18 protein-coding genes are annotated in these 15,494 nt (G+C 30.8%); 4 read left to right on the plus strand and 14 right to left on the minus strand.

Annotated features, from left to right (window positions below; genetic code table 11):
* Positions 1–21: 21 nt before the first annotated feature.
* The gene (locus EGM88_RS07845) at positions 22–1,410 is read left to right on the plus strand and encodes a dipeptidase (protein ID WP_123897420.1); all 1,389 of its coding nucleotides are present in this window, start codon (positions 22–24) and stop codon (positions 1,408–1,410) included.
* Between the two features lie 106 nt (positions 1,411–1,516).
* On the opposite strand, the gene EGM88_RS07850 is transcribed toward EGM88_RS07845, so the two are convergent.
* Positions 1,517–1,711, minus strand: a complete 195-nt coding sequence (locus EGM88_RS07850) for a hypothetical protein (protein WP_123897421.1) — start codon at positions 1,709–1,711, stop codon at positions 1,517–1,519.
* Positions 1,712–1,905: 194 nt separating this feature from the next.
* On the opposite strand from EGM88_RS07850, the gene EGM88_RS07855 reads away from it, so the two are divergent.
* Both EGM88_RS07855 and EGM88_RS07860 read left to right on the plus strand, forming a co-directional pair.
* Positions 1,906–3,009 carry a DUF4407 domain-containing protein gene (locus tag EGM88_RS07855; protein WP_123897422.1) on the plus strand — a complete coding sequence of 368 codons (1,104 nt, stop codon included), beginning with the start codon at positions 1,906–1,908 and terminating at the stop codon, positions 3,007–3,009.
* A 37-nt stretch (positions 3,010–3,046) separates the two neighbouring features.
* Positions 3,047–3,550, plus strand: coding sequence for a GNAT family N-acetyltransferase (locus tag EGM88_RS07860; protein WP_123897423.1), 504 nt, complete (start codon positions 3,047–3,049; stop codon positions 3,548–3,550).
* Here the strand turns inward: EGM88_RS07860 and EGM88_RS07865 are convergent, their stop codons facing one another.
* From EGM88_RS07865 to EGM88_RS07895, 7 genes are all read right to left on the minus strand, one after another.
* Entirely contained in the window at positions 3,551–3,835 is a 285-nt protein-coding gene (locus EGM88_RS07865) for a hypothetical protein (protein WP_123897424.1), read from the minus strand.
* Positions 3,836–3,920: 85 nt separating this feature from the next.
* Positions 3,921–4,232 (minus strand): hypothetical protein, encoded by a 312-nt coding sequence (locus EGM88_RS07870; RefSeq protein ID WP_123897425.1) that lies wholly within the window; start codon positions 4,230–4,232, stop codon positions 3,921–3,923.
* 222 nt (positions 4,233–4,454) lie between these two features.
* Complete coding sequence (locus tag EGM88_RS07875; RefSeq protein ID WP_123897426.1) at positions 4,455–5,711, minus strand: NAD(P)/FAD-dependent oxidoreductase; 1,257 nt, start codon at positions 5,709–5,711, stop codon at positions 4,455–4,457.
* A 151-nt stretch (positions 5,712–5,862) separates the two neighbouring features.
* The gene (locus tag EGM88_RS07880; protein WP_123897427.1) at positions 5,863–6,870 is read right to left on the minus strand and encodes a 4-hydroxyproline epimerase; all 1,008 of its coding nucleotides are present in this window, start codon (positions 6,868–6,870) and stop codon (positions 5,863–5,865) included.
* A 29-nt stretch (positions 6,871–6,899) separates the two neighbouring features.
* Positions 6,900–8,633 (minus strand): DUF885 domain-containing protein, encoded by a 1,734-nt coding sequence (locus tag EGM88_RS07885; protein WP_123897428.1) that lies wholly within the window; start codon positions 8,631–8,633, stop codon positions 6,900–6,902.
* Between the two features lie 7 nt (positions 8,634–8,640).
* On the minus strand, positions 8,641–10,221 hold the full coding sequence (locus EGM88_RS07890) for an aldehyde dehydrogenase (NADP(+)) (RefSeq protein WP_123897429.1): 1,581 nt from the start codon (positions 10,219–10,221) through the stop codon (positions 8,641–8,643).
* A gap of 122 nt (positions 10,222–10,343) precedes the next feature.
* On the minus strand, positions 10,344–11,255 hold the full coding sequence (locus tag EGM88_RS07895) for a dihydrodipicolinate synthase family protein (protein WP_123897430.1): 912 nt from the start codon (positions 11,253–11,255) through the stop codon (positions 10,344–10,346).
* A 287-nt stretch (positions 11,256–11,542) separates the two neighbouring features.
* Here EGM88_RS07895 and EGM88_RS15920 point away from each other — a divergent pair, with 287 nt between their 5' ends.
* Positions 11,543–11,680 carry a hypothetical protein gene (locus tag EGM88_RS15920; RefSeq protein WP_203229444.1) on the plus strand — a complete coding sequence of 46 codons (138 nt, stop codon included), beginning with the start codon at positions 11,543–11,545 and terminating at the stop codon, positions 11,678–11,680.
* 142 nt (positions 11,681–11,822) lie between these two features.
* Here EGM88_RS15920 and EGM88_RS07900 read toward each other — a convergent pair whose 3' ends face one another.
* The 6 genes from EGM88_RS07900 to EGM88_RS07925 all read right to left on the minus strand — a co-directional run bounded on the left by EGM88_RS07900 (position 11,823) and on the right by EGM88_RS07925 (position 15,478).
* Positions 11,823–12,401 (minus strand): PhnA domain-containing protein, encoded by a 579-nt coding sequence (locus tag EGM88_RS07900; protein ID WP_123897431.1) that lies wholly within the window; start codon positions 12,399–12,401, stop codon positions 11,823–11,825.
* Between the two features lie 179 nt (positions 12,402–12,580).
* Positions 12,581–12,931: an MmcQ/YjbR family DNA-binding protein gene (locus EGM88_RS07905; protein WP_123897432.1), complete on the minus strand. Its 351-nt coding sequence runs from the start codon at positions 12,929–12,931 to the stop codon at positions 12,581–12,583.
* Positions 12,932–12,935: 4 nt separating this feature from the next.
* On the minus strand, positions 12,936–13,289 hold the full coding sequence (locus EGM88_RS07910) for a DUF4260 domain-containing protein (protein WP_123897433.1): 354 nt from the start codon (positions 13,287–13,289) through the stop codon (positions 12,936–12,938).
* Between the two features lies 1 nt (position 13,290).
* Entirely contained in the window at positions 13,291–14,028 is a 738-nt protein-coding gene (locus EGM88_RS07915; protein WP_123897434.1) for a cyclase family protein, read from the minus strand.
* Between the two features lie 94 nt (positions 14,029–14,122).
* Positions 14,123–15,250 carry a radical SAM family heme chaperone HemW gene (gene hemW, locus EGM88_RS07920; RefSeq protein ID WP_123897435.1) on the minus strand — a complete coding sequence of 376 codons (1,128 nt, stop codon included), beginning with the start codon at positions 15,248–15,250 and terminating at the stop codon, positions 14,123–14,125.
* Entirely contained in the window at positions 15,251–15,478 is a 228-nt protein-coding gene (locus tag EGM88_RS07925) for a four helix bundle protein (RefSeq protein WP_123897436.1), read from the minus strand.
* Positions 15,479–15,494 lie beyond the last annotated feature (16 nt).

Consider the following 15,494-nt stretch of genomic DNA (forward strand, 5'->3'; position numbering starts at 1 on the left):
ATAATAACTTTTAATCATAAGATGGATAATTTAAAACCTTACGTACAACAGCACAAAGATCGATTTATAAATGAACTTATTGAAATTTTAAAAATACCATCCATTAGTGCTGACTCTGCTTTTAATCAAGATGTTATAGATATGGCAGAGGCCGTAAAAAACGCTTTAGAAAAAGCAGGATGTGATAGCGTTGAAATTTGCGAAACTCCAGGATACCCTATAGTTTATGGTGAAAAAATAATTGATAAAAACCTTCCTACTGTTTTAGTATATGGACATTATGATGTGCAACCACCAGACCCATTAAATTTATGGGACTCTCCTCCTTTTGAGCCTGTTATTAAAAAAACTGATATTCATCCAGAGGGTGCAATTTTTGCAAGAGGAGCCTGCGATGATAAAGGTCAGATGTATATGCATGTTAAAGCATTGGAATATATGACTAGTAGTAATAATTTACCTTGTAATGTTAAGTTTATGATTGAAGGTGAAGAAGAAGTAGGCTCTGAAAGTTTGGCATGGTTTGTAAAACAAAATCAGGATAAATTAGCAAATGATGTTATTTTAATTTCTGATACTGGAATGATAAGTAATCAACAACCTTCAATTACTACTGGATTACGTGGATTAAGTTATGTAGAAGTTGAAGTAACTGGAGCAAACAGAGATTTACATTCTGGTTTGTATGGTGGAGCCGTAGCGAATCCAATTAACGTGTTAAGTAAAATGATTGCTTCTTTACATGACGAAAACAATCACATTACCATTCCTGGTTTTTATGATAAGGTGGAAGAGCTATCTATAGAAGAACGTGCTGAAATGGCTAAAGCTCCTTTTTCTTTAGAACAATATAAAAAAGAATTAGACATTGATGCTGTTTATGGTGAAAAAGGCTATACCACCAACGAAAGAAACTCTATAAGACCTACACTTGATGTAAATGGAATTTGGGGAGGATATACTGGAGAAGGAGCAAAAACTGTTATTGCTAGTAAAGCATTTGCTAAAATTTCCATGCGTTTAGTACCACATCAAAACTGGGAAGAAATTACAGAATTATTTAAAAATCATTTTGAAAGTATTGCTCCAGAGGGCGTGCGTGTTTCCGTCAAACCTCATCATGGAGGACAAGGATACGTTACGCCCATAGATAGTATTGGTTATAAAGCAGCTGCTAAAGCTTATAAAGATAGTTTTGGTACCGCTCCAATCCCTCAAAGAAGCGGAGGTAGTATTCCTATTGTTGCACTATTTGAGCAAGAATTAAAAAGTAAAACTATTTTAATGGGATTTGGACTAGATACTGATGCAATACATTCTCCGAATGAACATTTTGGAGTATTTAATTACTTAAAAGGTATTGAAACAATTCCTCTATTCTATAAATATTATGTAGAATTAAAATCTTAATTAAAATTTTTACATAAAAAAACCCGTCTTATCATTGATAAGATGGGTTTTTCTTTAATAGGCAATAAATTGTTGTTTAATTTTTAAGTTTAATTCTAATTCTACATTAGTGGTTCATAGAAAATACAGCCCAAGATTCAGGACATCCTTTCTTGTTAGAAACAAATGGATTAAAATCTAAAGGCCAAGTTTTGGCTAACTTTTTATCATCATTAGAATTATTAACCATACGCTTGTATTGATTTGCCAAATGCTCTTTTAGTTTGCTCTTTTTAGTTTTAATTTTAATAGTTGTAGCCATCGTTAAAGGTTTTAGTTTATTATAAAACAACTTATTGTAACAAATTCCTACCATTAGTTACTAATAAATTAAAGCAAAACAACTAACACCACTAATTATTTGATTATCAATAACTAAACTTTAACATTTAATTATCATGGTGTTAAACAACACCAACCTTTATTCTATCGTTTTAATAACTTAATTGCTTTATCATGCTAAAAAACTTCTTTTGGATGTGTTCAGGTGCTGATCCTGATTTATTAAATGAAAGTCCTAAATCTGAACAAATAAAATATGCTGGTATAGGTGGAACAATATTTTTTACTGCAGTAATGGCCTTTATTGCCGGCTCATATGCCTTATACACCGTATTTGATAACATTTATATCGCTATAGGTTTTGGATTGGTCTGGGGGCTTCTAATTTTTAACTTAGACCGTTTTATTGTTTCTACTATTAAAAAACAAGATACTGTTTTTAAAGAGTTTTTACAGGCTTCTCCAAGAATAATATTGGCTATAATTATAGCCGTAGTTATCTCAAAACCTCTTGAGATAAAAATATTTGAAAAAGAAATAAATCAAGTATTATTAAAACAAAAAAATCAGTTAACAGTACAAAATCAAAATCAAATAGCCGCACAGTTTATTCCTGAAATAAATAGAATACAATCTGAAATTAATACATTAAAAAATGAAATTGAAATTAAAGAAAAAGCCGTAAACGATTTATACAATACATATATAACTGAGGCTGAAGGTACTTCAGGCACAATGAAACTAGGCAAAGGTCCTGTTTATAAAGAAAAAAGAGAGAAGCACGACGCTTTATTGGTTGAATTACAACAACTAAAAAAAGAGAATGCTATTGAAATAGCAAACAAAGAAACAATGCTATCTGAGTTAAGAAGTAATCAGAATAAAAAGATTACAAATAATCAACCTATTATAGACAATTTTGATGGTTTAATGGCTCGTATTAACGCTTTGAACGAACTAGCGTGGCTACCTTCTTTCTTTATCTTTCTGTTATTCGTCGCCATTGAGACCGCACCAGTTTTAGCAAAAATATTAGCTCCTAAAGGAGCTTATGATTTAAAGTACGAAGAACAAGAAAATGCTTTAAAAGTGTGGGTTACTCAACAAAAAAATCAAAGATCACTATTATTAACTTCAGATGCAAAATTAAATGAAAAGGTCTATTATGATGTTTCTAATGATGACGACATTTATAAATACAAAAAACAAAAAACGAAAGACTTATTAAAACTACAATCTGATAAATTTTACGAAAAACAGAGTACTATTATTGGTTAATATGTAATGCTTATTTTTAACAATTAATTTATTACCAATGACATTACTTAACACTGATAGATTGCTTTTAGATTTTATTTCTGAAAATGACGCTCCTTTTTTACATCAGCTAATGAATAACCCTTCCTTTATAAAAAATATTGGCGATAGAAATATTAAAACTATTGGTGATGCTAAAAATTTTATAAAGAGCAGATTTCTAAAAAGTTACAAACACAATGGATATGGCTATTATATCATTAAAATTAAAGAAACCAATGAACCAATAGGGTTTTGTGGCTTAGTGAATAGGATAGAATTAGATATTATTGATATTGGATATGCGTTATTGCCTAAATTTACAAGTAAAGGTTTTGCTTTTGAAGCAACCAAAGCATTATATAACTATGCCCAACAAACCTTAAACATACCTAAAATTGCAGCTATTATTGAGCCTACAAATACTAAATCATTAGCATTAATTAAAAAATTAGGATTAAAATATAAGAAAAAGGTTCAATTACCTGAAGAGGACATTGAATGCCTATTATATTCAAACTAATTATTTTGATTTTTGTGAATGTTTTGAAGAATTTTTATTCTGAAGATGCTCTTCTTTAATATTATTTAAAAGTTGTTCTGCAAATTCATAATCAACTTTTCTAAACCTATCTTTGGCATAAGCATTATAACCACTTCTAATAGATTTAGTTTCTTTTAAGATTAAACCGTCATCGTAAGGATTAAATCCTACAACAGTATACATCTCATTTTCTTTAAGGTTTCCTAATTTGTACCATCTGCGTCTAGCGTCAACGCAAACTACGATTTCTCCAATTTTAAACATATTGCTATTTAATTATTTCCCGTGGTGAATATAGCAATATTATTTTTAATTTTAAAATTAAATAAATGTTAAAAGCATATAAACATTAGTTTAACAACGAAAGTTCAAATTTCTGTGGTTGCAATTCAGGTTCAATTTCTGGTTTAGGCATTGGTTGTTGTTCCGCTTGCAATTCTTCCAAAACTTTAGTAGCAAATGCATAATCAACTTTTCTAAATCTATTTGCAGCAAAAGCATGATAACCACTTCTTGGACTTTTCACTTCTTTTAAGATTAATCCTCCATCATATGGATTAAAGCCTGTAACGGTATACATCTCATTCTCTCTTAGACCTCCCAATCTATACCATCTTCTTTTTGCATTTACACAAACTACAATTTCTCCTACTTTAAACATAATCTTTTATTTTATTAATTGCTTTCATATTTAAAACAATTATAAATTAAAAATTCCCCTTTAATTTTTGTTTATTTTCATAAACAAGTTCTAACCTACTAGAAATCAATTTAAAAAAAACAAGTATTTGAGTAGTTATAAACGAAAACTTAGAACGTTTATTTGATAAATGTAATAAATCAATCTAAAGAAAATCTAAAGATATCCCATCTTATGCTTTTTTTAGAATTTCCTTTGCGGACTAAAAGCAGAAATATCCATAGAAGTTTTCTTATTTACAATAATTTCAGAAACTAATTTACCAGTAGCGGGCCCTAAGCTCCACCCCATCATTGCATGGCCAGTTCCTATAGTTAAATTACGCAATCCTGAAGTTTTTCCAATATACGGCAAGCCATCAGGAGATACCGGCCGTAAGCCACAAAGAGCATTATCAATATTTGATTGAGAAATACTTAACCCCTCATAATACTGTTCTGATGCTTTGGCTATAGCAACTACTCGTTTTTTATTTATACTATGATTAATACCTGACAATTCCATAGTACCCGCAAAACGGGTAAAACCTTCCATTGGTGTAACGGCAACTTTTTTTTCCATAAGAATAGCAGGATAATTAATTCCGGTTTCTTCTTCAACATTAATTCTATAACCTTTTCCGCCTTCTAATGGCAATTTTAGATTCAATTTTTTAGCTAATTTACTACTCCACGAACCTGACGAAAGAATAACCTCGTCAGCGATGTATACATTTTTATCTGATATCACTTCGGTAACTTTACCTTCCTTAACTGAAAAATCAACTACTGTTTCGTTTTTTTTAAAAACAACACCTCTATTTTTCAAATAGGATTTCATACGTTCCATTATCTGATTGGGACTTGTATGATAATCACATAAATAATGAACTGCTCCTTTTACATCTGAACTTACTTTAGGCTCTAAGGCTTTTAATTCCTGTGCATTTAAAAAAGCTGATTCTAACCCTAAATCCTGAACAATTTTAGCAGTTTTAACCTCGGCCTCTCCTACTTCATCCGATTTATAAAGCATAAGTAACCCTTTTTTTTCCAGTTGAAAACTTCCAAGATCATTTGAGTTAAGAATCTCTTCATACAATCCTCTACTAAGCACATTTATCTCTTTTAAAACTGGAATTCCTTTTTTTACTTTTGACTTAGTTGCAGATTTTTTAAAGTACCACGTCCATTTTAAAAAATCTAAATCTAATCTCGGTTTCATATAAAAGGGACTCGTACTATCAAACATATATTTAATACCCTTAGTAATTATTCCAGGTGCCGCCAGTGAAATAATATGACTGGGAGTTAAATATCCTGCATTCACATAAGATGCTCCACCTATTGCACCATCCATATTGGTTTGGTCTATAACAGTTACTTCACAGCCTTCTTTTTTTAAATAATATGCAGTACTTAATCCGATAATACCACCACCAATAATTACACAGGTTTTCATTTGTAAATTCAATATTTATTATTTGTCACTCAAATTTAATTAATTGTACAATTTTCCAAAAAAATATTAGATTTATTGCATATTTCTTAAAACATATACATTTATAGTTTTTAATTATCAATAGCTATTACCTTATTTAAAATTAAATTTTTTAAATGACCTGAAATCCAAATGCATATGGGTCATCATCATCAATAATAATTGTATTATAGCCATAAATCTTTGCCCACCCTTGAATACTTGGCACAATGGCATTTACTCCGTTTTTTAAGGTTGTTACCTTCTCAACACGTCCAATAAATTTGCTACCAATAAAACTTTCATGGATAAACTCTTCATTAACATTTAATTTCCCCTTTGCGTGTAGTTGTGCCATTCTTGCAGAAGTTCCTGTACCACATGGACTTCTATCAATAGCTTTATCTCCATAAAAAACTGCATTTCTTCCAGAAGAAGTTGGGTTTATTGGATTTCCAATCCACATCATATGAGTGACATCTCTAATTGTATCATTTTCAGGATGTATAAAAGTAGCTGGATATTTTTTATTGATTCGTTCTCTTACAATTTGTGAATATTGTATAATCTTATTAGCCGAAAAGTTATGAATTCCCGTAAAGTTAGGCTGAATATCTACAATGGCATAATAATTACCACCATAAGCCACGTCAAAAGTGATTTCACCCAATTCTGGACAATCAACAGTTAAATTTTCAGCCGCCAAATAACTTTTTACATTGGTTAACTTTACCCAATCTACCTTTTTATTTGTTTTTTTATATTCAATTTCAACCAATCCTGCGGGAGCTTCCATCCTTATTTTTCCTGGAATTTTTGGAATAATCAACCCTTCTTCTATAGCTACAGTAATTGTACCTATAGTGCCATGACCACACATTGGCAAACATCCTGAGGTTTCAATAAAAAGTATAGCAAAATCATTTTCAGCATTGTGTGGTGGAAAAAGAATACTTCCACTCATCATATCATGCCCTCGTGGTTCAAACATAAGCCCCTTTCTAATCCAGTCATATTCTTTTAGAAAGTGTTGGCGTTTTTCACTCATGTTAGCACCATTTAAAATGGGTCCTCCTTCAGTAATAACTCTTACAGGATTTCCACAAGTATGGGCATCAATACATTTAAATAAAGACTTCATGGTTTAAAATTGAAGTTATACGCTCAAAATTACAACTTAGTATCTTCTATATAGTTATCAATTCTATCTTCTAAAATGGACAAGGTAACTGTTCCTTGTTCTAAAATAATTTCATGAAATTGGCGTATATCAAATTTACCTGCCAATTCCTTTTCAGCTCTTTTACGTAATTCTCTAATTTTTAACTCCCCTATTTTATACGACAATGCTTGACCTGGCCATGATATATATCTGTCTATTTCTGTATTTATTTCATGAAACGACAATGCTGTTTTGGAAGCCATAAAATCTACAGCTTGATCTCTTGTCCACCCTTTCGCATGAATTCCGGTATCAACAACCAATCGGCAAGCACGCCACATTTCATAAGTTAGTTGTCCAAACTTTTCATAAGGGGTTGTATACACTCCCATTTCATCTGCTAAAAATTCACAATACAACCCCCAGCCTTCACCGTACGCAGAGAGGTATGTGTTTTTTCTAAATTGAGGAATACTATCACCTAATTCGTTGTTTAAACTTATTTGTAAATGGTGGCCAGGTACAGCTTCATGCACCGTTAAAGCAGGTAAAGTATACAAGGTTCTACTTTTTAAATTGTACGTATTTACCCAATAATATCCTGGTTCTGTACTGTTTTTTGAAGTACCTATATATCTTCCTGTTGTATATTTAGGGGCAATAGCATCAGGTACGGGAGCAACACCATACGGTTTTCTGGGTAATTTTTTAAAGAATTTTGGCAATTGAGCATCAACACGTTTGGCCATATCTCTAGCTATCATCAACAACTCTTTAGGAGATTTTGCATAAAATTGCTCATCAGTTCTCAAAAAATGGAAAAAGTCAGCAAAACTTCCTTCAAAATCTAAATCGGCAATAATTTTTTCCATTTCAGCTTTTATTCTTGCCACTTCCTTTAATCCTATTTGATGAATATCTTCAGCCGAATATTGTGTACTTGTGGTATAGTAATTAATTCTATTTTGATAGAACTCTTTACCATAAGGAGTGTCTGAAACACCAATACTTTTTCTAGCTTTTGGGAAATATTCAGTTTCAAAAAAAGTTTTAATCCGCTTAAATTGAGGAATTACTTTTGTTTCAATAGCAATTTTTGCAGCGTTTAAAATAGAATCTTTCTGTACTTCTGTTAAAATAGTTGGCAAATTTTTAAATGGAGAATAAAAAAAATTATCTTCAACACGTTCTGTTATATGAGTATTATAGGTAGACTCGTACCCTTTAAAAATAATTTTGGGTTGAGACAAACCTTTAGCTAATCCTAATTGTAATACATCTAAATGTTGATCAACAAAAACAGGCAACGCATCAAGTTTATTCAAATATTCCTTTACACTATTATAATCATTTAATGGTCTTACTATATAGGGCAAGCTAACATGAAATCCTGAATCGGAAAGTAGCGGATTAAGGTATTGTTCATACGTATTATAATCAATAGTTTCTTGTAACCTAAATTTTAATAATTCTAGAGATATACGTTCGGTTTCTGACAACTTTTTACCATCTATTTTATTCAGAGCTTCTAATTGTTCTTTTGAAAAATCAGCTTGAGCTTGAAAATATTCTTTAGTAAAAAGTCCTAATGGAAATTCTTTTTTATCATAACCTTCATGACTTTGATACAAGCTTATAACTTTTTCTAGTTGAGCTGAAGAATTTTTATTTTCTGACTTATCAACTTGCTTACAAGAAATAAAAAAAACACATACCAACAACAAACGCCTTATCCAACTCATACTTCAATTATTTTTTCAATTCTAATTTTCCATTTACCTCTCTAAGAATTCCCAACGGATTTTCATCTTTTAATTCTTGTGGCAATAATTCTTGTGGCCAATCTTGATAACTAAAAGGACGCACCCATCGTTTTATTGAATGGACACCTACTGCTGTAAACCTACTATCTGTAGAAGCCGGATAAGGACCTCCATGCTGCATCGCAGGACAAACTTCAACACCTGTTGGAACCCCATTAAAAATTACTCTTCCTACTCTGTTTTGTAGGGCATCAATTATAACGGAATAATTACTAAGCTCCTCAGTATTTGAAATAACTGTTCCTGTTAATTGTCCTTCTAAAGCTAAAATTACATTTTCTAATTGTTTTACATCTTCACATTGTACTACCATAGAAAATGGCCCAAAAACTTCCTGATGTAGAGTTGTATTCTCTAAAAACGTTTTACCTTCTACAGTAGTTATTACTTGTTTCCCATAATTGGGTTTAACGTCTATATCAATAGTTGCTGTAACAGTTAACCCAGATTGTGACAATGCTCTTTTCTTATTTTTTTCATACGCCCCCACAATGTTTGGATGTAACATTACTGAAGGCTCTATTTTTATAATTTCTTTTGATAGTTTATTTATAAAATCAGTTAAAGCATCACTTTTCATTCCTAATAACAATCCCGGATTGGTACAAAACTGTCCGGCTCCTAGAGTTACAGAACCCGCATAAGTTTTAGCCCAATATGATCCATTACTTTTTAATGCTTCTGGTAAAATAACAACAGGATTTACACTTCCCATTTCTGCAAAAACAGGAATTGGTTCCTTACGTTGCGAAGCAATATCAAACAAAGCTCTACCGCCATTAATACTACCAGTGAATCCAACTGCTTTTACCCCTGGATGTTTAACTAAATTTACACCTACGTCTGTACTACTGCCATTTAAATTTGAAAAAACACCATTTGGCATTCCTGTTTTTTCTGCCGCTTTAATAATTGCTGAACTCACCAACTCTCCAGTTCCTGAATGCATAGGATGTGATTTTACAATAACAGGACAACCAGCAGCCAGTGCAGCTGCGGTATCCCCTCCTGCCGTTGAAAATGCAAAAGCAAAATTACTAGCTCCAAAAACTACTACTGGACCTAATGGAATCATCATTTTTCTTAAGTCAGACTTAGGTAAAGGCTTTCTGTCAGGTTGAGCTGTATCTATAGTTGCCTCTACCCATGACCCTTCTTTAACCAACTCAGCAAATGAACGTAATTGCCCCACCATTCTACCACGCTCTCCATTTGCTCGTCCTTCTGGCAACCCTGTTTCTGAGCAATACGTTTGAATTAGCTCCTCTCCTAAGTTTAAAATTTCATCAGCAATAGTATCCAAGAATGCTGCTTTTTCAGCTCCTGAAACCTTACTATATTTTTTAAAAGCTAGTAATGCCAATTCAACAGCTTCATTTATCTCTTCAACTGTTGCTTCTATAAAAACAGTTTTATTTTCTTTATTAGACTGAGGATTAAATGTTTTAAAAGTTTTTATTCCTTTTCCAGCTAATGTATTGCCAATGTAATTTTTTCCTGTAATCATTATTAGTATTGTGTAATTATTTTTTTTTGGGTTAAATTGATACTAGGTTACTCCCTACACTTTTACATAAAGCAGAAATTAATATGGTGATACTCTTTAAACTATCACATAAAAAAATAAATCTATATCTTATACTTAGCCAAATCTGGTCTTGTTTTAAGGCTATCTTCTATGATTTTAATTACTTTTTTACGCTTTTTCCCTGCTAGTGGTAAACGTGGTGGGCGTACATTTTCTGTGCCGATGCCCGTATAAACTTCTGCTAATTTAATATTTTGAACCAACTCTGGCACTATATCGAGTTCTAATAAAGGCATAAACCACCTATTAATTTCTAAAGCATCTTGAATACGCCCCGCTTTAATCAACTCATAAATAGCTACAGTTTCCTCCGGAAAGGCACAAACCAAGCCTGCTACCCATCCATCAGCACCTAAAACCAAACTCTCAAAAGCAATGGTATCAACTCCTGTCATTATTTTTAAGCGATCTCCAAAACGATTTTTTATTCTTGTTATATTAGTCACATCTCTAGTAGACTCTTTTACAGCTTCAATGTTGTCAAATTTTAATAGCTCGTCAAACATTTTATTGGTAATCTCTATTTTATAGTCAATAGGATTATTGTATACCATAATAGGTAATGAAGTATTTTTCGCAACAGCTTTAAAATATTCAACCGTTTCTCTATCACTAGATTTATAACGCATTGGTGGTAACATCATTAATCCAGAAGCACCATCTTCTTCTGCCATATTTGCTGCTTTAATGGCTGCTTTTGTACTTTGCTCTGCGATATTAATCATTACAGGCACTTTTCCTTCAACCATTTTTACAGTGACTTGTGTTAAACTGCGTTTTTCTTCTTCCAATAATGTACTAGCTTCCCCAAGGGTGCCTCCTAATACAATTCCATGTACACCAGCATCTAATTGTGCTTTAATATTGATTTCAAACATGTTAAAATCTAACGTATCATCATCATTAAATTTTGTTGTAATTGCCGGCATAATACCTTCCCATTTAACACTCATAATTATTTATTTTAGTATTCGTTATTTTTTTAATCAAAATTAACTTAGAAACTCAACAGATTTTCATTAAAATTTATCCAGTAGCAATACTTTATTATCCAAAAATTAACAATTAATATTGTTTTAGAATATTATAAGCAATATTAATAACTAAAAAGAAGTGTAACCAAATTACTTTACTTTAAGCAAGAACTTATTAATTTTGAAAAGTAAAAATTTATTAAAAAAGCTAGCAGAGTGTTTTAAACTCATATTTAAAAGAGTATACACAAAAGGAATTTGTTTGTATGAAACTTAACAAATTACATATTTTAATGCTTGTAGGATTGATTGTTACTATAATTGGTCTTATTTCGGGGCAATACTTCTTTTTATTATTGATTTTACCTTTTGGATTGAACCTTTTTAAAAAAGATGAAGAATAGGCTATCAATATACATTTAAACATTACATGTTTTAATACAAGCTATACAAAAGAAGTTGTGTTGCTTATTACTACAACATTACGAGAATAAGAAAACAAAAACTCCCCTAAATAAGGGGAGTAAATTTTAAATAATATTTTGATTAAATCTTTTTTACAAATTTTGTAATTATTACAATTTGCTGACCATCAACTTTTCCTTCTATATATTCAGGATTTTCATGATCTAAAGAGATACGTCTTACAGCAGTTCCTTGTTTGGCAACCATACTAGAACCTTTAACTTTCAAATCCTTTATTAAAACCACAGAGTCTCCAGCTTCTAAAATTGCACCATTACTATCTCTGTGCACAATTGCATTAGATTTATCTAAATGATCTCCAGATGCTCTAGCAAAGGCCAAGGCTTCATCGTCTAAGTACATCATATCTAATAAATCTTGTGGCCAACCTTCTGCACGTAATCTTTGTAACATTCTCCAAGATAGAATTTGTACTGGTTGATACTCACTCCACATACTATCGTTTAAACATCTCCAATGGTTAACATCCATTTTATCAGCATCTTCAATTTGCTCTAAACAGGTATTACAAACCAATACGGCTTCATCAACAGTTTCATTTAAAGCTGGTGGTAATTTATAAACACTTAAGTTTTCTGTGCCTTTACACATTTCGCAAGTAGAATTACTTCTTTCTTCTAGGGCTTTTTGTACACTCATGGTTTTTGATTTTTGGTGGTGCAATATTAGTATTAAATAATTGGGTTTGCAAGTCCAAAAGCCGTAAATAGCTTAGCTAAGCAACTTTAGAACAAAATGCATTTTGTTTTTAACCAATCTATAAAATCAAAAAAAGGTAATGATTATACGTGCTTAGTATAATATTAAAAATAAGTTTTTTATAAAGTTTCACGAAGTTTTTTAGACAAGCCACTTACTACTAAGTTATAGGAATGATCTATAAGCTCTTGCAACAATTCTTTGGACAAACTACTATCAAAAGTAACTGTATTCCAGTGCTTTTTACTCATGTGATATCCAGGAATTATAATACCATCATATTCTTCACGAAGCTTAATTGCTTTTTCTGGATCACATTTTAAATTAACCTGAGTAGGTTTTCTATCTAAGGAGGTTAATGCAAAAATTTTTCCTAATACTTTAAAAACCAATGTAGATTCATCAAAAGGAAAATGTTCAGTTACTCTTTTTTTACTCAAACAATAATCACGTAATTCTTCTATGTTCATGAGGTTAGTTTTTACCAATTTTACCTAAATGAGTATTATTAAAACTGTCTGCGTACTTAAGTCCATACCCCAAAAATCTATCAAACGAAGAGTGACCAAAAAATACAATTCCAATCATTTGTAAAACTTCATTTTGCATAAAAACTCCTAAGAAAAATAAAAACAGTATTGTACCCTTATGGTGTAATATATTGTAGGTATAAGCTCCTATTTTTGTATTAATAGCATAAGCTAAAAAACTAATATCGGGCAAAAAAAATAATACTAAATACCACCACCAAACAAAATCTAACAAAGAATACAAATAGATAGAAAGACCTAACATTGCTATTTCTTCTATTTTTAAACTAGTTTTCATATTAATTTAGTACTTGATATAAAATAGGTTTACTAGGTGTTGCATTATTTTCTAAAGATGTAATTTGAAGATTTAAAAAATACTTACCATCATTGATATGATTAGGAACAAAAATTAATTCTGTTATGGTAGCACTTAATCTTTTTTTTCCTTTCGTATTCCAAAACGCATTGTGACCCAACAACTCACCTCCATCTTTTTCTTTATCAATTGACGGTGTATCAATCAACAAATGTTCTATCCCTTTTTCTCTTAAATATATAACAGCTTCTTCTAATAAATAGGGGGGATTAGTTTTTGAGTAATTTTTATTGAGTTTACTATTGGTATTAGGCATTGTTCTTATAATTATAGCTTCACGCTTTTTATTACCTAATACAAATTGCATTTGCTTTTTTGAAATGACAAAATCGTTACCTTTTTTTTCGGGAGCTACGGTAACAACTTCTGCCAAAAAGAAAAATTGCGTTAATATTTTATTTATTGAAACAAATTCTTTGGTAATATGACCTATACATTCAGTATGCGTACCATGTGCATGTGGCATTAAATTAATACTATTAAAATTAGTAGCATGCCTTTTTTTTACACTTCTTAATTTTTTTAAGCGTGGACTTTTTTGCCCCCAAGCTAAAACACCTACATTATCTCTCGTTAACGGTATAGGAATAGAAATATCTATAGGCTCTGATAGATTTATCTTTAATTTACGTGATCCGTATTGTATAGTGGTAAGCATATATTACAAGTCTTTTATAATGTCAAATATAACGATTTTAATAGAGGTTACACTTAAAGGTTTATGTAGTTTTTTATAAAAAGAGTTACACCACTTAATCTAAAATAAATAAGTCACTTGCAATACCATCTGCTAAAAACTTCCCTTTTTGTGTTGTTTTTAGCAATTTATTATTGATGACAATTAATATCCCTTTTTGAATATATTTTTCTGCATTTTTCAATAACTCTGTCTTATAAATTGTACCATATACTTTTTCAATTTTTTGTAAATTAATACCCCAAATAGTACGTAAACCCGTCATTACAGCCTCATTAAACCTATCTTTTTTAGATAAATACTCAATTTCGTTCGGTATTTTATTATCATTTATGGCTTTAATATACTTTACATTATTAGAAATATTCCAACTTCTTTGATTCCCATTAAAAGAATGAGCAGAAGGTCCTATACCTAAATACATTTTGTTTAACCAATAAGCAGTATTATGTTTTGAAAAATAATCAGGCTTACCAAAATTAGATATTTCGTAATGTACAAACCCATTATTCTCAGTTTCAGATACCAAAATATTAAAATGCTCTAATGCCAAATCTTCAGAAACATTAGGATATTTTCCTCGTTTAATAAAATTAGCCAGTGCTGTTTTAGGCTCTACGGTTAATGCATAACTAGAAATATGATGTATACCAAAATCAAAAGCTATTTGAAGGTTTTCTTTCCAACGTTCGTTTGACATATTTGGTATTCCATAAATTAAGTCTATCGTTATATTATCAAAATGATAAGAAGCTTCTTTTAAACATTTTTTGGCTTGTTCTGCATTATGAGAACGATTCATCATTTGCAAATCTTCATCAAAAAAAGATTGTATACCAATACTTAATCTATTGATAGGAGAAACTGCTAATTGTTGAATTATTTCAAATGACAAATCATCTGGATTTGCCTCTAAGGTAATTTCAGGATTTTTAACTACACTATAATTATTATAAATAGTATGTATTAAAATAGATAATTCATCTGTAGTTAATAATGAAGGAGTTCCTCCTCCAAAATAAATGGTTTCTACTTCGTTTTTAAGCTCATCTTTACGCAACACTATTTCTTTGACTAAGGCTTGAATCATTTCTTTTTTTCGCTGTAACGAAGTTGAAAAATGAAAATCGCAATAGTAACATGCTTGTTTACAAAAAGGTATGTGAATATAGATAGAAGACATTTAGTAGCTATTTTCAGTAACGGTAGAGGTTAATCTACTAATAAAATGTTTTGGATACAATCGATTTCTGTAGACCTCAGAAATATTGACGGTTATGTTTCTGGACAAACTTCTTATTTGATTTGTCAAAGCATAAGTTTCTTCTTTTGGAAGTTTCTTAGAAATTTCAACTATTTTCATTACCAATCTGAATGACTTTTTTAATGCTAACAAATCTTTAAACGCCATAATTCTCTATTAAAAT

This window comes from Aureibaculum marinum, from assembly GCF_003813905.1.
GTDB lineage: Bacteria > Bacteroidota > Bacteroidia > Flavobacteriales > Flavobacteriaceae > Aureibaculum > Aureibaculum marinum.